The organism is Antrihabitans stalagmiti (assembly GCF_016482825.1).
GTDB classification, from domain to species: domain Bacteria; phylum Actinomycetota; class Actinomycetes; order Mycobacteriales; family Mycobacteriaceae; genus Antrihabitans; species Antrihabitans stalagmiti.
Genome location: NZ_JAEMNV010000013.1, coordinates 56,198 through 77,185 on the forward strand (window position 1 = coordinate 56,198; position 20,988 = coordinate 77,185).

Below are 20,988 nucleotides of genomic sequence, written 5' to 3' on the forward strand. Positions count from 1 at the left end.
TATCCGAGGCGCTGGCCGAGGACTACGGTTTGCCCATGACTCGGCACAGTCGGCGCGCGACCATGATCGCCGCGACCGTATTTTCGATCGTCGGACTCGTCGGCGGTTGCACGACAGTGACGCCCGAGAACACAGATACGACCGATACCGCAGCCACCGACCCGGCCGCGGCCAGTGCGCCCCCGAATGTCGTTGCGGGAGTGCCCATTCCCGATGGCCGCGTCGACGAAGCGGTCGGTAAGTTGGACGGAATCGTCGACGAGCTCATGGCGTCGTCCGGCATACCCGGCATGGCAGTAGCAGTGGTGCACGGCGGGAAGACCGTGTACGCAAAAGGTTTCGGTGTTCGCGATGTCGGCAGCGGCGACTCCGTCGATGCGGACACGGTGTTCCAGCTGGCGTCGGTGTCGAAGTCGTTGGCCGCGACCGTGGTCGCTCATCAGGTCGGAACGAAATCGATCGACTGGACCACGCCGATCGTGTCGAAGCTGCCATGGTTCGCATTGCGCGACCCGCTCGTCACCCAGACCGTCACGATCGGGGATCTGTTCGCACACCGATCCGGACTACCGGAACATGCGGGAGACAACCTGGAAGACCTCGGCTACGACCGCAGGCAGATCCTCGAACGCCTGCGCCTGGAACCGCTGGACCCGTTCCGAATCAGCTACAACTACACCAACTTCGGGCTCACCGCCGCCGCGGAGGCAGTCGCAACAGCGGCGAACACCGACTGGGCGCAACTCTCCGATCAGGTGCTGTATCAACCGCTGGGGATGTCGTCGACGAGTTCACGATTCGCCGATTTCAAGGCAAGGCCGAACCATGCTGTCGGGCATGTGAAGGTCGACAACGAATGGGTCGCCGAGTACGTCCGCGAGCCGGACGAGCAATCGCCTGCTGGCGGTGTCAGTTCGTCGGTCAACGACATGTCCAAGTGGCTGACGATGATGCTGGCAAACGGCCGTTTCGACGACAAGGAGATCGCTCCAGCCGACGCGATCCTCCCGGCAATATCCGTTCAGTCGGTATCCTCGCCGTCGACCTCACCTGACGCTCGCGCCGGGTTCTACGGGTACGGATTCAACGTCGGTACATCGCCGGCCGGACGCACCGTGTACAGCCATTCCGGAGCGTTCGCACTCGGCGCGGGAACCAACTTCCTGGTGATTCCGTCCGCAGACGTTGCCATCGTCGCGCTGACCAACGCCGCACCGATCGGGCTTCCCGAAACGTTGACCGCAGAATTCAGCGACCTCGTTCAGTTCGGTGAGGTTCGGGAGAACTGGCGCGACCTGTACCGAGACGCCTTCTCCGCACTCGACGATCCGGCAGGGTCGCTGGTAGGCCAGACCGCACCGACCAACCCCGCTCTCCCGCCGCCGTTGCAGTCCCTGGCAGGCCGCTACGACAACGAGTACTGGGGTCCGGCGACAATCGCCGAAACCAACGGCAATCTGGTGCTGACGATGGGCCCCAAGAACGTCACCTACCCGTTGACACATTGGGACGGTGACACCTTCACGTTCCCGCTGAGTGGGGAAAACGCAGCACCGGGATCGATCTCCAAGTCAACGTTCTCGGGCAACTCCCTGACGCTCGAGTATTTCGACGAGGACGGATTGGGTAGGTTCAATCGATGACACCGCTCAGCGACATCAAACAGGACGCAACGACAACGGTCCGAGAATTTCTCGGGGCGCTGGAGGTGGATGCGACCGCAGAGGCACTCGAACTCGTCACCGACGACGTCGAGTGGATCAACAACTCGCTGTCGACCGCTCGTGGCGCTGGAAATCTCGACCGTGCGCTATCGATGGGCCCGAAACTTCGTATCGGGTTCGCGGCTCACATCCACCACATCGCCGAATCGGCTACGGCTAGTTCCGAAAGCGTCGTGCTGACCGAACGCACGGACGTGCTCCGCTTCGGTCCGGTACGGATCGCCTTCTGGGTATGTGGCACATTCGAGCTTCGCGACGGCAAGATCGCCATCTGGCACGATTACTTCAGCTGGGCGAACTTCGCAAAGGGCACCGCAGTCGGCCTGACCCAGGCCGTGCTGCGCCGCACGCCTGCGCTCGACTAGACGCGCAGGCTCGCCAGTTCCTCGCGGGCCTTTTCGCCGTCGACGCCGAGGTCGGTGCGCTCGAAGACGTTCCACTTCTCCAGCAACGGGCGGAACACCAGTTCGTCCTGGCGCGCGGGATCGTAGATGCCTGCCTCGGCGAGGTCGGTGGTGCTGTCCCGACCGTCGGCGAGCGGAATCGTCGGAACCTTGAAGCCACGGACTCGGTCCGCGATCGCGCGCATCGCCTGATCGGGAACCAGATCCAGTGCGGCGACGACGATGTTGGCGTAGAAGTCGCGCTGCAGTTCGTCGTCGGTGGCGATCTTCTCGCAGATGCCGGCGACAACGGGATCGCCTGCAAGCTTTGCCGTGTTGCGATGGCGAATGCTCGATGCGGTCTCTTCGAAGGCCGCGTTGACGAGCACCTCGATCAGGTGCATCGCGGGCGCGTTGTAGTTGTTGGTCATGTGCGTCATACGGATGCGTTCGAGTGCGACGGGATCGACGGCGCGCGTCAGAACGAGGTAATCACGGATGACGATCGAGTGCCGATTCTCCTCGGCAGTCCAGCGCCCGACCCAACGCCACCACGGACCGATCCGCAGATGCTTGGCCAGTTCCCGGTGATAGGACGGCATGTTGTCGGCTGCGAGCACACCGACTGTGAGAGCGAGCTTGCCGATCTCGCTGAGCGTCGACTGCTCTGGAGCCCAGTCCTCACCGCCGAGGAAGGCGAAATTGCGACCGTCGTCCCACGGAACGAGGTCCTGCGGCTGCCAGCCTTCGGCGGCGTCACCATGGAGATGCAGGTTTTCTTCCACGACAGGAGCCAGCGCGATCAGCAGCGCTTTGTCGTTCATTTCGTCAGGCACGCCCATACGGTAGTCGCTGCGCACCGTCGAGTGTGAGTCAGCACCCGGGGAAACAGACGCGTGGTGGCCGTCATAGTCGACGGCCACCACGCGACACCTGCGCTTACTGCTACTTCGGAACGACCGTGGTCTCGTTGTTCACGAACGTGATGTGACCGTTTTCGAAGTCGCTCTGCTTGCCTCCCGGGATGTCCTTCTCATCGGAGATCGGGTAGCCGAGCGAGCCCTCCGGTCCGCCTTCTGCTTCCCAGGCTTCGCGGATCTTGCCCCAGACGACGTGCGCCTGCGTCTTGTCGTTCCAGTAGATGATGCCGCCGACGAACTCCTGGTACTTACCGCCACCGGGAGCAGCTTCCTCCGCGCTTGTCGGTGCACCGAGTGGGCTCGTCGGACCACCCGACGCGGTGTACTTCGCGAGGATCGGGCCTGCGACGGTGTACTCCTGGCCGTCGGGACCGGCGATCGTGGTCTCCCCGCCAGCCCCTTCGGTTCCGCTGGCTTCCGTTGACTCCGCCGCCGACCCCTCCGCGGTCGTGGATGAGCCTTCGGCGCCACTCTCTTCGGATGCGGACGGCTTCAGCGATTCGGTGAGTTGACCGGCACTCGACTTGGCCGACTCGACCACGTCGGACGCCTTGTCGTCTTCGCCACAACCGACGGCGACCAACGCAACCGCAGCAGTCGCGGCGGCAAAAGCGGCAGTTCTCTTGGTAATTTGGCGCATACTTCGAGTCCTCTCGATGGAATTACGGGCGACGTATGGCACGCACCCGGGTGGGAGCGTATCGGAGCCACCCGCAACAGCGGGGCAAATTCTTCGGAAAGATCGTCGGCTGATACAAGCCGGAAATACGATCCCCCGTGCGTCAGCCGAGGGGTTCGACGGCCCGTCGTGCACCGCAACGATATTCGCGAGCAATGCCGCAAACATAAATGCCAACCGACCGATTCAACGGACGAATTGGCACACTCCCCGACCAGCACTCAGGCTTCGTACCCGTGTGATCGGTAGCCCAAACATCGCCGAAAAAATTCCTGGCGAATAGCCGGCTATGCAACAGAACGGGCGGTTGAAAGGTGTTTCTACCTTTCAACCGCCCATCAGGCGAAGCGCTTATCTAGGAATTCGGGCCGAATTCTTCCAACATTTCGGTGACCAGAGCCGCGATGGGCGAGCGCTCGCTCCTCGTCAACGTGATGTGCGCGAAGAGCGGATGTCCCTTCAACTTCTCGATCACCGCGGCGACACCGTCGTGGCGGCCGACCCGCAGGTTGTCGCGCTGAGCGACGTCGTGCGTCAACACCACTCGCGAACCGCTGCCGAGTCGGCTCAGAACGGTGAGCAGCACATTGCGTTCCAGCGACTGGGCCTCGTCGACGATGACGAAGGAGTCGTGCAGCGACCGGCCGCGAATGTGCGTCAGCGGCAACACTTCCAACATGCCGCGATGGATCACTTCCTCCATCACCTCAGGGCTGGCGAGCCCGTCGAGGGTGTCGAAGACCGCCTGCGCCCACGGACCCATTTTTTCGCTCTCGCTGCCCGGCAGGTAGCCGAGTTCCTGCCCACCGACCGCATACAGCGGCCGGAAGACGACCACCTTGCGCTGCGTCCGCCGCTCGAGTACCGCTTCGAGTCCGGCGGTAAGGGCAAGCGCCGACTTTCCGGTGCCTGCCTTACCGCCGAGGGAGACGATGCCGATGCTCTCGTCGAGGAGCAGTTCCAACGCGATGCGCTGCTCAGCCGATCGGCCGTGCAGTCCGAAGGCCTCACGCTCACCCCTGACCAACTGGACGCGCTTGTCCGGCGTCACGCGTCCCAGCGCGCTCGAACTCCCGCCGAGCAGCCGAACTCCGGTGTGGCACGGCAACTCCCGCGCCTCGTCGATATCGATCACACTCTCGCTGAAAAGCTGATCGATCGTCGTCGACGCCACGTCGAGTTCGGTCATTCCGGTCCAGCCCGACGGGACGACATCGTGAGCGTGGTACTCGTCGGCGGGGAGTCCGACCGCACCCGCCTTCACGCGCAGCGGGATGTCCTTGCTGACCAGGATCACGTCGCGACCTTCGGCCGCGAGATTCAAAGCACACGCCAGAATTCTGGAATCGTTTGTGTCCGTGCGGAATCCGACGGGCAAGACGGTCGGGTCGGTGTGGTTGAGCTCGACCTGCAGCGTGCCGCCCTCCGTGCCGATCGGTACGGGCCGGTCCAGCCGTCCGTACTGCAAGCGCAGGTCGTCGAGCATTCTCAAGGATTCGCGAGCAAACCAGCCGAGCTCGTGGTGATGCCGTTTGCCTTCGAGTTCACCGATCACGACCAGCGGAAGGATGACGTCGTGTTCCGCGAATCGAATCACCGCCCACGGGTCCGACAACAACACGGATGTGTCGAGCACATAGGTGCGCACACCGGTCGAAGGAGAGGTGTCGGGGGTTTGTCCAGTGGAGCGGTGCGAGGGGGATTTCGACGCTGTCCCCGTGCGTCCCGATGAAGCGGAAACGGCTCGTGTTGCAGTCACGTGAGGCTCCTACGTCTGCATGGCACCCACGCAAACTCACTCGCTGGACCGGCGGGTCCTGTGTGTCAGATGACACGAGGACCGGGTGCCGGTCCCCTCGAACTGAATGAATCAGCCACGATCAGAACCTCCCGCACGGGCGGCTTCCCCGCTACCCGTACTGCCGACGCTACTGCTATTCGCGCGATCCGGTCGCCCCGCACGAGGGCGTGTCGGTGAACAACTTATTAACGCGAGTCACGGCCGTATCAACAGTCTCGACTGTCCGAGTGAACGGCTCAGCCGAGCAGGCGCCAGTCTTCGAGGCCGGGGTACAGCGGGAAGGCCGCGGCGACGGCGGATACGCGTCGACGCTGGGTTTCGAGGTCGCCGCCGGCAAGCGTTGTCGCGATGATGTCGGCAACCTCGGTGAACTCGGTGTCGCCGAAACCACGGGTCGCAAGCGCAGCGGTTCCGATCCGCAAACCGGATGTCACCATCGGCGGACGGGGATCGAACGGCACGGCGTTACGGTTCACGGTGATGCCGACTTCGTGCAGCAGGTCTTCACCCTGCTGGCCGTCGAGTTCGGAATTACGAAGGTCGACGAGGACGAGGTGGACGTCGGTGCCACCGGTCAGCACGCTGATGCCCTTGCCCGCGATGTCGGCACCGGTAAGCCGGTCGGCGAGGATCTTGGCTCCGGAAATGGTGCGTTCCTGGCGGTTCTTGAATTCGTCGGTGCCCGCAACCTTGAGCGACACTGCCTTCGCCGCAATCGCATGCATAAGCGGACCGCCCTGCTGACCGGGGAACACCGCAGAGTTCAGCTTCTTCGCCCACTCCTGCTTGGCGAGGATCAGCCCCGAACGGGGTCCGCCGAGCGTCTTGTGGACCGTCGTCGACACGACATCGGCGTACGGAACCGGCGACGGGTGCAGACCAGCTGCAACCAGGCCGGCGAAGTGGGCCATGTCGACCCAGAGGTACGCGCCGACCTCGTCCGCGATCGACCGGAAGGCTTCGAAATCCTGATGGCGCGGGTATGCCGACCAACCTGCGACGATCACCTTCGGCCGCGACTCGAGTGCGATCTTGCGCACCTCGTCCATGTCGATGCGGTGGTCTTCCTTGCTCACCCCGTAGGAGTGCACCTCGTACAGCTTGCCGGAGAAGTTCAAGCGCATGCCGTGCGTGAGGTGGCCACCGTGTGCGAGATCGAGACCGAGCAACTTTTCGCCCGGGTTCATCAGCGCCATCAGGACCGCAGCGTTGGCCTGTGCACCGGAGTGCGGTTGCACGTTCGCGAAGTCCGCGCCGAAAAGAGCTTTCGCACGGTCGCGAGCGAGCGTCTCGATGATGTCGACGTGCTCGCAGCCGCCGTAGTAGCGACGGCCGGGGTAACCCTCCGCGTACTTGTTGGTGAGCACGCTCCCCTGCGCCTGCAGCACCGCGCGCGGGACGAAGTTCTCGGACGCGATCATCTCGAGCGTGTCGCGTTCGCGGGCCAACTCCCCTGCCATCGCGGCAGCGACCTCGGGGTCGAGCTCACCGAGCGAGAGGTTGTTCACGGACGCAGAAGTATCGGTCACGCGATCATTCTAGGGCGTTGCCTCGTGAGTCTTTTCGGAGGTCCCGCCCGCCGAAAGTGCTCACGAGGCGCGCAGCGCCCCCGGCGTCAGCGGCTCGTCGAGCAGTCTGCGAAAGCGCTCCGATCGGTCGGCCGCGGTCGGTGCCTCGTCCAGCCACCCACCGAGCAGTCGGTACCCCTCGACGTAGGTGCTGATGTAGGCACGCCACAGCGGCGAGGACAGGAAGCGAAGCGACTGCCGCGCCTGTTTCGGCGTCGACATCGACCAGCGCTGCAAGAACTCCGCGACGTCGTCCTCACTCCTTCCTCTGTCGTGCAAGAGGAGTGCAGCATCCTGCCGTACGCCGAGGAGCTTTGCCGACGCAGCCGAAAGCCGTTGGGCACGTTCACCGTCGAAGCGGATACCGAGGTCGGCGTAGATCTCCTGCGCCCACAACCCCCACTCGGGGCCGACTATGGCCCGCAACGCCAGATCGGCGAGACCTTCGGCCATCAGGCACTGCGGCGTATTGACGAGAAACAGCGTCTGCTCGAGCTGACCTGCCCCGACGAGGCCCGCTTCCTTGCGGCAATGCTCGGTGTGGTGACCCGGGTACGACTCGTGCGCGATCAACCTCGGCAGATTCGCCAAGTGCTGCTTGAGGTCGGAGTTGATCGCCACTCGTGACGTGTAGTTGCCGAGGTAGTAGTTGAATCCCGACCACGGCTTGTCTCCGACGACCTCGTATTCGACGACCTCTTCGGCGGGCAGCGGGTATTCCTTGCGGACCAGATCGCGCAGCGCGCTGGAGAACGCCTCCACACAATCGCGCAACTTCTCCGGCGCAATCTCTTCCGATGCGCGATGAGCCTGTACACGTTCGATGAAACTTCCCGGGCCCGGCAGCACCGTGGCGATCTGCTCGTGAGCCTCGCGGTAGTCGTCGACGTCGCCGAGCGCGATGTCGACGTCGAAGTACTGCTTCACCTCGTCGACGAAGCCGATCTGCTCACCTGCAAACTTGCGTCCCGAGCATTCGAGCGCACGCAGATGCGCGTCGAGGAACGTGGCGCGATCCTCGGCCAGACCTGCTGCAGGCAGCTCTGCACGCAACTCGGCCGCGCGACGGGCCAGGTTTCGCGGATCGGGCGCAGGGGCATTCTCGACCTGCTTACGCAACTGTGGATCACCTGTGAAGGCGTCGACGAAGCCGTCTTCCAGCCGGTCGAACGACAGCCCGAGCAGCAGGTATTCGCGAACCAAGGCGTCGGATTCCATGCCGTCCGACCTTAGTCGACGTCGTCGTCGGAGCAGCAGGTGTCACAGCCCACTCGGTCCCGCCGTCGCATGGACTGCGCGTTGCGAGCACAATTCGACCTATGCAACTGGAGGTGCGCGGATGGCACGGGTGAGCGAACCGAGCCCCTACGTCGAATTCGACCGCAAGCAGTGGCGCACCCTGCGACGGGCAACGCCCTTGATTCTCACCGAAGAAGAACTGCTCGGATTGCGTGGTCTGGGAGAGCAGATCGATCTCGAAGAGGTAGCCGAGATCTACCTCCCGCTGGCGCGTCTCATCCACCTACAGGTTGCCGCTCGCCAACGATTGTTCGCTGCGACGGCAACCTTCCTCGGCGAGAAGCACCCCGATCGGCAGGTGCCGTTCGTCATCGGCGTGGCAGGCAGTGTCGCGGTCGGCAAGTCGACGACCGCTCGTGTGCTGCAGGCACTTCTGGCTCGCTGGGAACATCATCCCCGCATCGATCTCGTGACCACCGACGGCTTTCTCTACTCGACGGCCGAGCTGACTCGTCGAAACATCATGCATCGTAAGGGCTTTCCCGAGAGCTACGATCGCCGCAAGCTGTTGCGATTCGTCACCGAAGTCAAGTCGGGGGCCGAAGAGGTTGCGGCGCCGGTCTATTCGCATACGCTCTACGACATCGTGCCCGGTCACTACCATCTGGTGCACCAGCCCGACATCCTGATCATCGAGGGACTCAACGTTCTGCAGACAGGTCCACGCCTGATGGTTTCGGACCTGTTCGATTTTTCGATCTACGTCGACGCACGGATCGAAGATATCGAAAACTGGTACACGCAAAGGTTTCTCGCACTACGGGCGACGTCCTTCGCCGACCCGAACTCGCATTTCCATCACTACTCGATGCTCAACGATCGTGATGCGACAGCTGCGGCGCGCGAAATCTGGAACTCGATCAATCGGCCCAACCTCGTCGAGAACATTCTGCCGACGAGACCGAGAGCGACGCTGGTGCTGCGCAAAGATGCCGACCACGCGATCAATCGGTTGCGGCTCCGAAAGCTCTAGGGCGCTGCGCGCCTCGTGAGTCCTTTCGGAGGGCCCACCCTCCGAAAAGACTCACGAGCGGCGTAGCCGCCTATGCGCCGAATCGGCGATGCCGGGCCGCGTAGTCACGAAGGGCGCGAAGGAAATCCACGCGCCGAAACTCCGGCCAGTAGGCCTCCGTGAACCAGATCTCGGAGTATGCGCTCTGCCACAACAGAAAGCCGGAGAGCCGCTGCTCACCCGAGGTGCGGATGACGAGGTCGGGGTCGGGTTGGCCCGAGGTGTACAGATGCTCGCCGATGCCGTCGACGGTGATCGACTCGATCAACTCGTCGCCTTCACGGCCTTCGCCTTGCTTCTGCTTCACGAGCGCGCGCACGGCGTCGGCTATTTCCTGCCGTCCGCCGTACCCGATCGCGACGTTGACGTGGGTCCCCGTTCGACCCTTCGTCCGCAGGGCGGCTTCGCGTAGCCGGCGCGCGGAGTCCTCGGGCAGCAGATCGAGTGTGCCGACGATTCGTACGCTGGAGTTGTTGCCCGACCCGGATATCTCCTCGACGACATCGGTGATGATTTCGATCAGCGATTCGAGTTCGTCCTGGTCGCGACGCAGATTTTCGGTCGAGAGCAGATAGATCGTCGCCATTTCGATGCCTGCTGCATCACACCAGCTGATCAACTCCGCGATCTTGAGCGCACCCATGCGATACCCGTGGCTGACGTCGGTGAACCCGTTCGCACGGGCCCAGCGCCGATTGCCGTCACACAGCACAGCGACATGCCTCGGGTGTTGTTTGTCGGCGAGCTGCCGCAGCAGTCGGTTTTCGTAGACGCGATATACCAGCCCACGAGCCCTCACTGCGGCATCACGCTCAGCTGCGGCGCGAGGCCAGTGGAGATGCACACGGGAGTAAAGCGTACGCCCGGCGAGTCGGGCGGCGACGGCACCCGCGTCGGGAGTTGGAGAGTTGAGATACGGTTCGGATACGGCTATGTGGTTGATCACCGACCGGCTTGCGATGCTGTCGGAGGACGTACAGTCGGTTGTAACTTACGGCACCGTAGGTTACCGACCAGTAAAGGGATTCATGACCGCCTTCGGCCTCGACGAACTACCCGTCAAGCCCCGCATGCGTGGCTGGATTCACCTGTGGGCATTCGGCGTTTCCGTGTTCACGGGCATCGTCCTCGTTGCCCTGTCGGCATCGATGGTGTCGAGCAAGGCCGCATGGGCAACCGCGATCTACAGCATCACCGTCTGCGGGATTTTCGGCGTCAGCGCGACCTACCACCGCATTCACTGGGACACCATCGCCGGACGCATGTGGATGAAGCGTGCGGACCATTCGATGATCTTCATCTTCATCGCGGGCAGCTACACCCCCTTCGCGCTACTCGGCCTACCGACCTCGACCGGTCGTATCGTGCTGATCGTCGTCTGGGCCGGAGCGCTTGCCGGCGTCGCATTGAAGATGCTGTGGCCGACCGCTCCGAAATGGGTCGGCGTACCGCTGTATCTGCTGCTCGGCTGGGCGATCGTCCCCGTCGTCGGCGAATTGACGCGCCATGTCGGCGTCGCTGCGATGGTCCTGCTGCTCATCGGTGGTCTCTTCTACAGCGCGGGCGCAATTCTCTACGCGACGAAGTGGCCCAACCCGTGGCCTACGACGTTCGGCCATCACGAGTTCTTCCACGCCGCCACGGTCATCGCGGCGCTGTGCCACTACATCGCTGTCTGGCTCGTCGTCTTCAACTGACCTACCGTCGACCGACCCTCAACCGATAGTTCCGCCTGATCCTGGCTCCGTTTCGCGGTATCGTCGCATCTTCGACCGACTACGACGTGAGATGAGCGCCGCGCGATGACGGCAACCAAGATACAAACGTGGGCCCTACGCTCACGGACCGGTTTCGCCGTCGTTGCGACGTTGAGCGGCGTCGCCGGTTTGATCGTCGTCCTCGTCCAACTGTGGATCACGGGCGTCTTCACCCGCCTCGGCGATGCCGCGACCACCATCGTCGTCGTCACCACCGCGTACGCCCTCTTCGCGTCGGTCGTCGGTGGCTACGTGTCGATGATCGCGCAGCGCAACACCCTCGACTGGATACCCGAAGACCGGGCGCCGACCGACGCCGAGGCGAAGCGTGTACTTCGGATGCCGCTCGACATGGCGCTACTCGCCGGGTCGCTCTGGCTGCCCGGCATCGTGCTCGAAGCCGGCATGTTCGGCATGGTCGCGCCCGCGCGCGATCTCGTCATCGCCGTCGCACTCGTGACCATGGGTGGACTGACGTCGGCAGGCTTCACCTATCTGCTGACCGATCGCCTGCTGCGGCCTGCGATTCCGCGCGTCGCGCAGGTCCGTTCGGTCGGGCATCCGAGTTCGACGGCACTCGTTCGGGTCCTGATCACGTGGGCGCTTGCAAGCGGGCTCCCACTCGCCAACGTGATCCTGGTCCTCGCCGACACCGGCTCACCTCAGCACGACCGCATCCGCGGCTCGCTGTACATCGCGATCGTCGGACTGCTGACCGGCTACGCGGCCACCGCGTTTCTCGCCCGCAGTATTGCGCTTCCGCTCTACGACCTCCGACGCGCGCTCGGCAGAATCGAGCAGGGCGACCTCGATGTCGAAGTGCCCGTTCAGGCAACGAGCGAGATCGGCCTGCTGGAAACGTCCGTCAACGACATGACGCACAGCCTGCGCGAACGTGAGCGCCTGCGGGATCTGTTCGGCCGCCACGTCGGCACCAACGTCGCCCAGCGGGCGCTGGAGCGCGGCATGGACCTCACCGGCGATATGCGCGAGGTGTCGGCATTGTTCGTCGACGTCGTCGGATCGACGCGCCTCGCCCACGTGCTGGAGCCGAGAGAGTTCGTCGACAAATTGAATCGGCTCCTCAGCACGGTCGTCGACGCGACCACGATGTACGGCGGTCTGGTCAACAAGTTCGAAGGTGATGCGGCACTGTGTATCTTCGGTGCGCCGATCGAATTGGACGACGACGCGACAGCCGCCCTGCGCGCCGCTCGCCGGATCCGCGACGAAGTCCTCGCGGCAGGCGAATTCGACATCGGTGTCGGTGTCGCGCGTGGCCTCGTTTTCGCCGGTGACGTCGGTTCGGCAACGCGTCTCGAGTACACCGTGATCGGCGACGCGGTGAACGAGGCAGCACGGCTCACAGAGGCGGCAAAGAATGTGCCCCAACGGATTCTGGTGAGTCAGCCGGTTGTGGAAGCGTGCTCGTCACACGAACGCGAGCTGTGGACCTCGCACGGCGTTCTGAAACTGCGTGGCCGCGAGGACGAGACGAAGAGCTGGACCGACAATCGCGGTGGCGGCGCAAGTCAGCGCATCAACAAATCGCGGAGTTCGGTGACCGTCGACACCGGCCTGTCGCATACGAACCCGCGGCAGACATAGGCTGCGGGCTGCCCGTCGACGAGCGGTCGGTCGGCCAGCAGCGGTAGCGAATCCTGTTGTCCGACAACGATTACTGCGCCACCGGGTGCGAGCGTGCGGGTAACGCCGACAAGGTCGCTGGTGCCGGTGGGGTCGACTATCGCAATCTGCATCGGCCCTCGCAATGACGCCTCCGCGACCGTCAGCCAGTGGCCTGCCGACCGAGGAGCACGAGCGAGCACAACCGTTGCCGCGCGCAAGGTTTCGGCAGCCAGCTCGCCGTAGCGCACCGACCGCTCCGGATCCGACAGCGCCGCAGCGGTCAGCAGCGCCTCGGCCGTACTCGAAGCGCCGGACGGAGTTGCACCGTCGATCGGGTCACGCGGTCGGGTGACGAGGACCTCGGCATCGTCGGCGGTGTCGAACCAACCGCCCGCCGAGTCGGACACAGCGAAATGTGCGATGGCGACGTCGAGGAGCTGTTGTGCGTGCTCGAGCCATTCGAGTTCGCCCGTCGCCTGATGCAACGCGAGCAGACCGGTGACCAACCACGCGTGATCCTCTAGCACGCCTGCCGCATCGCCGACCACGCCGCCGAGCGACGCCCTCCTGAGCCTGCCGTCGACAACGTGACGATCGAGAAGGTAACGCGCACAACGCGCGGCGGCGTCCACCCAATCCGAGCGCTCGAGCCAAGCGCCGACCTCGGCGAGCGCGACGATCGCCATTCCGTTCCACGCGGTGACGACCTTGTCGTCGCGACCGGGTTGGGGACGCTGGGCACGCACCGACCGCAGCAGACCGCGGACCCGCTCGAAACGAGCGTCGTCGTCCGGATCGTGGTGCAGTTGCAGAACCGAGGCACCCTCCTCGAAGGTGCCTGCCCGCGTCACACCGAACAGGGCGGCGGCCCACGGACCGTCGTCGGGACCGAGCACGTCGACGAGCTGTTCGGGGGTCCACACGTAGGTCGACCCCTCGACGCCCTCGGTGTCAGCGTCGAGCGCGGAGGCGAAGCACCCTTCGGCAGTCAGCAGGTCGGTCAACAGGAACTGTGCCGTCTCGTGCGCAACCTTCGAGGCCAGGGCCGAGCCGGACCGCCTGGCAAGGTGGCCGTAGGCGCGCAGCAGCATCGCGTTGTCGTACAGCATCTTCTCGAAGTGCGGAATCACCCACTGCGGATCCACCGAGTAGCGGGCGAAACCGCCGTTCAACTGGTCGTAGATGCCGCCGCGAGCCATTGCCTGAGCGGTTCGGTCGACGGCGTCGAGTATCTGCGTGTCGCCGGTGCGCTCGTATGCGCGCAGCAGTCCTTCCAGCAATGCGGACGGCGGAAACTTGGGAGCACCGCCGAACCCGCCGTAGGTGCGATCTTCCTCTCGCAGCACCGCGGCGACCGCATGGTCGAGCAGCGGTACGTCGACGTCGATGTCGACGGACGGCAGACCCGAGCTGCCGCCTCGCAATTCGGCGACGACGGCGGCCGAGGCTTCCATGACTTCGTCGCGCCGGTTCTTCCACGTGTCGGAGATCGCCTCGAGTACCTGACCGAACGAGGGCATTCCACCCCGGGCAACCTTGGGGTAGTACGTGCCGCAGTAGAACGGTTCGGCATCCGGTGTCAGGAAGCAGGTCATCGGCCAGCCACCCTGGCCGGTCATGGCAACCGTTGCGTTCATGTAGACGGCATCGAGGTCGGGGCGCTCTTCGCGATCGACCTTGATGCAGACGAACTTCTCGTTCATCGAAGCCGCGGTCGCGTCGTCCTCGAACGACTCGTGCGCCATGACGTGACACCAGTGGCACGCCGAATATCCGATCGACAGCAGTATCGGCACGTCCCGCTCACGCGCCGCGGCCAATGCCTCCGCGTCCCACTGGTGCCAGTGCACAGGGTTGTCCGCATGCTGGCGGAGGTACGGCGACGTCGCGGAGCCGAGGCGATTCATCAGGTGCTGGTCATTCGGCTCTTGACGCGGTCGCGCCGGGATCCGTTCCGTCGTCGGCGGCTTGATCGGGCTCGGGGTGGGCGGGCTCGAACGTTGCGGGCAGTCGCTTGATCTTGCGGTTCATCGAACGAATCAGCAGCACCGTACCGATCAGCAGCAGGATGAGGATGACAAGCCCGACCGGGGACGCCTTGCCGAACTCGGGTCCGGTCGGAGTGTTCGGCTCTGCCAGTAACAGGTCGTACGCGATCAAATTCACTTCGTCGTTTCCCTCGCGTCGCGAACACCGGCTAGTGCGTCGTCGGTGATACCCGCGAACAGATCTGTCTCCGGGATCGACGTCTTGACCCGCGTCTTTGCGAGTTCGTACTCCTCGGTCGGCCAAATTCGCCGCTGCAGTTCCAGCGGAATCGCGAAGAAGACGCCGTTCGGATCGATCTGCGTCGCGTGCGCCCGAAGCGCCTCGTCTCGGTTCGCGAAGTACTTTCCGCACTGGATCTGTGTGGTCACGCGAGCCATGATGTCGCCGTGCTCGGGCCGCCAGCGATCGATCCAATCCTGCAGCGGGAACGCCTCGCCACGCTGGTCGTATTCCTCCTTGAACAGTTCGAGCCGGCGCCGAATGAAACCGTGGGTGTAGTAGAGCTTCGACACCGTCCACGGCTCGCCTGCGTCGGGGAACCGATCGGCTTTGCCTGCGGCCTCGTATGCCGCCATCGACACCTGGTGGCAGCGAATGTGGTCGGGATGCGGGTAGCCGCCGTTTTCGTCGTAGGTGATCATCACGTGCGGGCGGAACTCGCGAACGACCTTCACCAGGGCTTCGGTCGACTCCTCCAGCGGTACGAGCGCGAAGGACCCTTCCGGCAGCGGTGGCAACGGATCGCCCTCGGGAAGGCCGGAGTCGATGAAGCCGAGCCAGGTCTGTTGTACGCCGAGCGCGCGAGCGGCCTGGGCCATCTCTTCGCGGCGGATCTCGTTCATCCGTTCCACGACGCCGGGAATGTCCATCGCCGGGTTGAGCACGTCGCCGCGCTCGCCGCCGGTCAGTGTCACGACAAGCACCTCGTGACCCTCGTCGGCATAGCGGGCCATCGTCGCGGCACCCTTGCTCGACTCGTCGTCCGGGTGGGCGTGCACTGCCATGAGCCGAAGTCCGCTCACTCCTCGATTCACCTCTCGCCTGATAGCTCGCTCGCAACGGGCCGTCGCACGCTGTGCATGCACGGGGCCCGTCTCGAGCACGGCCGCGACCGCGGCACGCCTGATCTCTCCCCTATAGTTCCACCCGATGGTCAAGTCTTCAGCCATACCCCCTCGCCCAGCCGACCGCTACGGCTCGTCTCGTCGTAGTCCGCGGTGGATCGCGCTTGCGCTCGGTGCCCTCGTCGTCCTGCTCGGCGTCGGTGTCGCCTACCTCGGATACGAGCGTTTCGGACCGAAAGAGCTGGAGAGCGAGCAGGTTTCCTACAGCGCCGTCGACGACCGATCGATGACGATCCGGTTCACGGTGACACGTCAGGATCCGTCGCGACCGGCGGTGTGCATCGTCCGCGCTCGCTCGAAGGACGGCACCGAGACGGGTCGGCGCGAAGTGTTCGTCGGGCCGTCCGCCAGCGGAACGGTCGAGGTCAACTCGACGGTCGAGACCTCTCAGCCACCCGCGGTCGGCGACATCTACGGCTGCAGCTTCGACGTGCCGAGCTATCTGAAAGCAGACTGACCGAGAACGGATAGTGACCAGTCCGCGACCTCGGCTTTAACGGCACTATCTGTGTCCGTGGTAACATTGGCCGATACACGGTTCCGGGGTTCGGAGCCGTGTTTGCTGCATTGACGGCACGGCGCATTGGTGGCACTGCGAATCGCCCCGGTTCCCGGGACAGGGCCTGTCGGGGGTTGACGAGGATTCCTAGATCCGCTTGGTCGCCTTCCGTTGTGGGTAAACGACGAACACACCGGATCCCGAACGTGGGGACCACCAGAAGAGGAGTAATCGAGATGACCGAGACCCAGGTGACCTGGCTGACCCAGGAATCTCACGACCGGCTCAAGACCGAACTCGATCAGCTCATTGCGAATCGTCCGATCATTGCTGCCGAGATCAACGAGCGGCGCGAAGAGGGCGACCTCAAGGAGAACGGCGGCTACCACGCTGCACGCGAGGAGCAGGGCCAGCAGGAAGCCCGCATCCGTCAGCTGCAGGAGCTGCTCAACAACGCCAAGGTCGGCGAAGCACCGACGCAGTCCGGCGTCGCATTGCCGGGTTCGGTCGTCAAGGTGTACTACGACGGTGACGAGTCCGACACCGAGACCTTCCTGATCGCGACGCGTGAAGAAGGCGTCCGCGAATCGAAGCTCGAGGTCTACTCCCCCAACTCACCGCTCGGCGGTGCGTTGATCGACGCCAAGGTCGGCGACACCCGGCAGTACAACCTGCCGAACGGTGGCTCGATGAAGGTCACTCTCGTCAGCGCGGAGCCGTACCACAGCTAGTTCGCAGCTTTTGGTGCGCGGCCGCAGTCCTCGAGGACTGCGGCCGCGCATTTTTGCGTCGCAGGTTGCCTGCCGAACCTGGAGTTGCGGAGCAACTATTCCGAATTGTGCACTTAAGTCAGAATAACGGTACTCTTGTTCCGAGTTAGGAGCAGACATGCCCAATTCGGACCCACGTAGTGCCGAGGTCGGCTGGCCCGCGTGCACACGCGAACCGCGACCTTGGCGTCCGAGCGGGCGCGGTACCCGAGCCGACCGCACTCTGACCGAGATTTCGGTCTCGCTGCCGCCGAAGATCGCCGCCCTTGACGCACCGCTGTCCGGTCCGCTGGCTGCGCGAATGGAACAGGCACTGCGCGAGGTTGCCAAACTCGACGCCGAGCACGGACCAACGCTCGACGCCCTCGGTGCGCTGTTGATCAGGACCGAGTCGGTTGCGTCGTCCAAGATCGAGCAGATCGACGCCTCGGTCGACGACTACGCGCGCGCGTCGCACGGGGTGAAGGCCAACCCCGCCGCGGTGTCGATGGTTGCCGCCGCCGAGGCTCTGCAGACGATGGTCGATTCGATTCGGCACGGCGCCGACATCGAACTGTCATCGATCCTGCAGGCACACAAACGACTGATGGCGAAAGACGAGGCGCTCGCCGATCGGGCCTACGCGGGACGAATTCGCGACATGCAGAACCGGATCGGCGGTAGCGACCACTCACCTCGCAATGCGCTGTACGTGCCACCCCCGCCGGAGACCGTGGCCGACTACCTCGACGATCTGGTTGCCTACCTGAACCGTGACGACATCCCCGTCCTCACGCAGGCGTGCATCGCGCACGCTCAGTTCGAATCGATCCACCCGTTCACAGATGGCAACGGCCGAATCGGACGGGTTCTCATCAATACGGTTCTGCGTCGGCGGGGTGCGACGACACATGTCGTCGTACCGCTGGCCTCGGCGCTGGTCGCGCATCGAGATCGATACTTCGATCTACTCGACCACTACCGAGACGGATCCGTTGCACCGCTGCAGGACTCGTTCGCCGAGGCTACGCGCATCACTGCCTCCGAGTCGAGGGCGACCGCGGTACGGCTCGCAGAACTCCCAGCAGAATGGAACGAGCAGGTCGGCAGGGTACGGGCCGGAAGCGCGACCTCGATGCTTCTCGAAATCCTTCCGTCGCAACCGGTTCTGTCGGCAGAGGACGCCTGCACCGCTGTGTCCGCTGCGGAAAGCAGTGTCTACAGCGCTATCGAACGGCTGCACGCGACGGGAGTACTGAAACCGCTGACCGACCGCAAACGGAACCAGGTGTGGGGCGCCACCGCCATCCTCGACGAACTCGACGACCTCGGCAAACGAATTGCGGCGGCGGCGAGCTAGCAGGCTCGCCGTAGGTCAGTCCTGATTCACCACCGCGTAGCCGGCATCACCGAGTGCGGTCAGCACACTCGCCCGATGCTCAGGACCACGCGTTTCCATCGTGAGTGCGACCTCGACCTCGTCGAGTGCCAACTTGCCTGCGGTCCGGGAATGCACGACGTCCAAAACGCTTGCGCCACTTGCACTGACGACGTTGAGCAACGTGCTGAGTCCGCCAGGGCGGTCGGCGATGGTGACCCGGACGGCGAGGAACCGTCCAGCCGCGCGCAGACCGTGTGCGACGACATGGGTGAGCACGAGCGGATCGACGTTGCCGCCGGACAGGACGACGCAAACGCGACCCTCCAATTGGAGTTCCTCGGCCGGGTACGTCATGAGCGCCGCGACACCCGCTGCTCCGGCGGGTTCGACGATCAGCTTGGCACGTTCCATGCACAACAGCAGCGCCCGCGAGAGTGCGTCCTCCGACACCGTCAGCATCGACCCGACCAGCTTGGACACGTGCGCGAACGGCACCTCACCCGGCAGACCGACCGCAATACCGTCGGCCATTGTCGACATTGACTCGGCACGGATCGGCTTACCCGCCGCCAGTGAGGCAGGCCACGCCGCGGCGTCGGCAGCTTGAACGCCGATGATCCGGACTTTCTTACCGAGCAGGTCCATCGCCGCCGCGATCCCAGCGACGAGGCCGCCACCGCCGGTCGGTACGACGATCGTCCCGACGTCGGGCATCTGCTCGAGGATCTCCAACGCCACGGTCGCTTGACCGGCAACGATGTCGATGTGATCGAACGGATGGATCAGGATCGCGCCGGTCTGCTCGGCGAATTCCCGCGCTCCGACGAGTGCGTCGTCGATGGTCGCACCTCGCTGCAGCACCTCGGCGCCGTAGGCACGAGTCGCGACAAGTTTCGGCAGTGGAGCGTTGGTCGGCATAAAGACGGTCGACGTGATGCCGAGTTCGGTCGCCGACCACGCGACGCCTTGCGCGTGGTTACCGGCGCTTGCGGCGACGATGCCCCTCGCCCGCTCCTCCGCGGTCAGATTCGCGATCCGATAGTAGGCACCGCGCGGCTTGAAAGATCCTGTGCGCTGCAGGTTCTCGCACTTGAGCCACACGTCGTGACCCGTTGTCTCGGACAGCACGCGTGATGCGACGATCGGCGTTCGGCGGATGACGGGTGCGAGAACGCTTGCGGCAGCGTTGATCTGGTCGAGGGTCAACATTGCATCAGCCGAGCGCTTGCTCGATGTCGCCGAGCAGGTCCGCGGAATCCTCGATGCCGACCGAGAGGCGAACGAGATTCACAGGCACTTCCAACGGGGAGCCTTCGGTCGATGCGTGGGTCATTGCCGCGGGATGCTCGATCAGGGATTCGACGCCACCGAGCGACTCGGCGAGGATGAACACCTCTGTCTTGGAGCACAATTCGTGCGCGCCCTCCTTACCGCCCTTGACCAGCACAGAGATCATGCCGCCGAATCTCGTCATCTGCTTGGCAGCGACAGCGTGGCTCGGGTGGTCCGCAAGACCCGGATAGATCACCTTCTCGATCTTCGGATGCGCGACGAGCAGTTCGACGAGCTTCTCGGCATTGTCGCTGTGGCGATCCATCCGCAATCCGAGTGTCTTGATACCGCGCAGCGTGAGGTAGCTGTCGAACGGCCCTGGCACCGCGCCTGCCCCGTTCTGCAGGAAGGCGAATGCGGTGTCGAGTTCTTCGTCGTCGGTGATCAAGGCACCGCCGACGACGTCGGAATGCCCGCCGATGTATTTCGTCGTCGAGTGCAGTACGACGTCGGCGCCGAGCAACAGCGGCTGCTGCAGATACGGCGAGGCAAACGTGTTGTCCACCACCAACTTTGCACCACCAGCATGGGTAACCTCGGCGAGTGCCTCGATATCGCCGATGTTGAGCAGCGGATTGGTCGGCGTCTCGATCCAGACCAGCTTGGTGTTCGGCTGGATCGCAGCACGGACGGCGTCGACGTCGGACACCGGAGCAACCGTGTACTCGATCCCCCACTGGCTGAAGACCTTGTCGATCAGCCGGAACGTGCCGCCGTACGCGTCGTTCGGAATGACGAGGTGATCACCTGGCCGCAGTGCCGCGCGAAGCAGGCAGTCGGTCGCAGCCATACCCGACGCGAACGCCCGACCGAACGTTCCCGATTCGATGGCTGCGAGATTCGCCTCCAGCGCGGCTCGGGTCGGGTTGCCGGTGCGGGCGTACTCGAACCCGCCGCGCAATCCGCCCACGCCGTCCTGCGCGAAGGTCGAACTGGCGTAGATGGGGACGTTGACAGCACCGGTCAGTGGATCGGGGTCGTAGCCTGCGTGGACTGCCCTCGTGGTGAACCCCTGCCAGGACGTCGTGTCGACCTTGCTGCGCTGCTCGCTCATACCGTCGAGCGTAATGCCGCGGGTAAAG

The 20,988-nt window shown here is 64.1% G+C and carries 19 protein-coding genes; 8 read left to right on the forward strand and 11 right to left on the reverse strand.

The features are described from left to right. The first annotated feature begins 35 nt into the window (after window positions 1-35). Both JGU71_RS27820 and JGU71_RS27825 read left to right on the forward strand, forming a co-directional pair. Window positions 36-1,643: a serine hydrolase gene (locus JGU71_RS27820; protein ID WP_199708402.1), complete on the forward strand. Its 1,608-nt coding sequence runs from the start codon at window positions 36-38 to the stop codon at window positions 1,641-1,643. Further along, a complete protein-coding gene (locus JGU71_RS27825; RefSeq protein ID WP_199708403.1) occupies window positions 1,640-2,089 on the forward strand; it encodes a limonene-1,2-epoxide hydrolase family protein in 450 nt (149 codons plus the stop codon). The genes JGU71_RS27820 and JGU71_RS27825 overlap by 4 nt, the downstream gene beginning before the upstream one ends. On the opposite strand, the gene JGU71_RS27830 is transcribed toward JGU71_RS27825, so the two are convergent. From JGU71_RS27830 to JGU71_RS27850, 5 genes are all read right to left on the reverse strand, one after another. Next, window positions 2,086-2,949 carry an acyl-ACP desaturase gene (locus JGU71_RS27830; RefSeq protein WP_233530209.1) on the reverse strand — a complete coding sequence of 288 codons (864 nt, stop codon included), beginning with the start codon at window positions 2,947-2,949 and terminating at the stop codon, window positions 2,086-2,088. The two genes, JGU71_RS27825 and JGU71_RS27830, sit on opposite strands and share 4 nt — an antisense overlap. A gap of 103 nt (window positions 2,950-3,052) precedes the next feature. After that, window positions 3,053-3,667 (reverse strand): LGFP repeat-containing protein, encoded by a 615-nt coding sequence (locus JGU71_RS27835; protein WP_199708404.1) that lies wholly within the window; start codon window positions 3,665-3,667, stop codon window positions 3,053-3,055. A 394-nt stretch (window positions 3,668-4,061) separates the two neighbouring features. Continuing rightward, window positions 4,062-5,354, reverse strand: a complete 1,293-nt coding sequence (phoH2, locus tag JGU71_RS27840) for an RNA 5'-3' helicase PhoH2 (RefSeq protein WP_307829956.1) — start codon at window positions 5,352-5,354, stop codon at window positions 4,062-4,064. 389 nt (window positions 5,355-5,743) lie between these two features. Beyond that, entirely contained in the window at window positions 5,744-7,036 is a 1,293-nt protein-coding gene (glyA, locus tag JGU71_RS27845; RefSeq protein WP_199708406.1) for a serine hydroxymethyltransferase, read from the reverse strand. Between the two features lie 60 nt (window positions 7,037-7,096). Next, complete coding sequence (locus tag JGU71_RS27850; RefSeq protein ID WP_199708407.1) at window positions 7,097-8,293, reverse strand: DUF885 domain-containing protein; 1,197 nt, start codon at window positions 8,291-8,293, stop codon at window positions 7,097-7,099. Window positions 8,294-8,414: 121 nt separating this feature from the next. Between JGU71_RS27850 and coaA the strand changes: the two genes are divergently transcribed. Next, a complete protein-coding gene (coaA, locus tag JGU71_RS27855) occupies window positions 8,415-9,347 on the forward strand; it encodes a type I pantothenate kinase (protein ID WP_199708408.1) in 933 nt (310 codons plus the stop codon). A 70-nt stretch (window positions 9,348-9,417) separates the two neighbouring features. Here coaA and JGU71_RS27860 read toward each other — a convergent pair whose 3' ends face one another. Then, window positions 9,418-10,185, reverse strand: coding sequence for an isoprenyl transferase (locus tag JGU71_RS27860; protein ID WP_199708453.1), 768 nt, complete (start codon window positions 10,183-10,185; stop codon window positions 9,418-9,420). Window positions 10,186-10,414: 229 nt separating this feature from the next. Here JGU71_RS27860 and trhA point away from each other — a divergent pair, with 229 nt between their 5' ends. Next, window positions 10,415-11,083: a PAQR family membrane homeostasis protein TrhA gene (gene trhA, locus JGU71_RS27865; RefSeq protein ID WP_199708409.1), complete on the forward strand. Its 669-nt coding sequence runs from the start codon at window positions 10,415-10,417 to the stop codon at window positions 11,081-11,083. Window positions 11,084-11,188: 105 nt separating this feature from the next. Then, the gene (locus tag JGU71_RS27870) at window positions 11,189-12,751 is read left to right on the forward strand and encodes an adenylate/guanylate cyclase domain-containing protein (RefSeq protein WP_199708410.1); all 1,563 of its coding nucleotides are present in this window, start codon (window positions 11,189-11,191) and stop codon (window positions 12,749-12,751) included. Here JGU71_RS27870 and JGU71_RS27875 read toward each other — a convergent pair. The 3 genes from JGU71_RS27875 to mca are packed head-to-tail and all read right to left on the reverse strand — an operon-like array spanning window position 12,676 to window position 15,843. Further along, a complete protein-coding gene (locus tag JGU71_RS27875) occupies window positions 12,676-14,679 on the reverse strand; it encodes a thioredoxin domain-containing protein (protein ID WP_199708411.1) in 2,004 nt (667 codons plus the stop codon). The two genes, JGU71_RS27870 and JGU71_RS27875, sit on opposite strands and share 76 nt — an antisense overlap. Window positions 14,680-14,689: 10 nt before the next feature. Then, window positions 14,690-14,938 (reverse strand): hypothetical protein, encoded by a 249-nt coding sequence (locus JGU71_RS27880; protein ID WP_372433249.1) that lies wholly within the window; start codon window positions 14,936-14,938, stop codon window positions 14,690-14,692. Then, on the reverse strand, window positions 14,935-15,843 hold the full coding sequence (gene mca, locus JGU71_RS27885) for a mycothiol conjugate amidase Mca (RefSeq protein WP_199708412.1): 909 nt from the start codon (window positions 15,841-15,843) through the stop codon (window positions 14,935-14,937). The genes JGU71_RS27880 and mca overlap by 4 nt, the downstream gene beginning before the upstream one ends. Before the next feature lie 127 nt (window positions 15,844-15,970). Here mca and JGU71_RS27890 point away from each other — a divergent pair, with 127 nt between their 5' ends. The 3 genes from JGU71_RS27890 to JGU71_RS27900 all read left to right on the forward strand — a co-directional run bounded on the left by JGU71_RS27890 (window position 15,971) and on the right by JGU71_RS27900 (window position 18,553). Continuing rightward, a complete protein-coding gene (locus tag JGU71_RS27890; protein WP_199708413.1) occupies window positions 15,971-16,402 on the forward strand; it encodes a DUF4307 domain-containing protein in 432 nt (143 codons plus the stop codon). A gap of 278 nt (window positions 16,403-16,680) precedes the next feature. Further along, complete coding sequence (greA, locus tag JGU71_RS27895; RefSeq protein ID WP_199708414.1) at window positions 16,681-17,175, forward strand: transcription elongation factor GreA; 495 nt, start codon at window positions 16,681-16,683, stop codon at window positions 17,173-17,175. A 157-nt stretch (window positions 17,176-17,332) separates the two neighbouring features. Beyond that, entirely contained in the window at window positions 17,333-18,553 is a 1,221-nt protein-coding gene (locus JGU71_RS27900; protein WP_199708415.1) for a Fic family protein, read from the forward strand. A gap of 15 nt (window positions 18,554-18,568) precedes the next feature. On the opposite strand, the gene ilvA is transcribed toward JGU71_RS27900, so the two are convergent. Both ilvA and JGU71_RS27910 read right to left on the reverse strand, forming a co-directional pair. Beyond that, on the reverse strand, window positions 18,569-19,783 hold the full coding sequence (gene ilvA, locus JGU71_RS27905) for a threonine ammonia-lyase (RefSeq protein ID WP_199708416.1): 1,215 nt from the start codon (window positions 19,781-19,783) through the stop codon (window positions 18,569-18,571). Between the two features lie 4 nt (window positions 19,784-19,787). Continuing rightward, window positions 19,788-20,960 carry a cystathionine gamma-synthase gene (locus tag JGU71_RS27910; RefSeq protein ID WP_199708417.1) on the reverse strand — a complete coding sequence of 391 codons (1,173 nt, stop codon included), beginning with the start codon at window positions 20,958-20,960 and terminating at the stop codon, window positions 19,788-19,790. Window positions 20,961-20,988 lie beyond the last annotated feature (28 nt).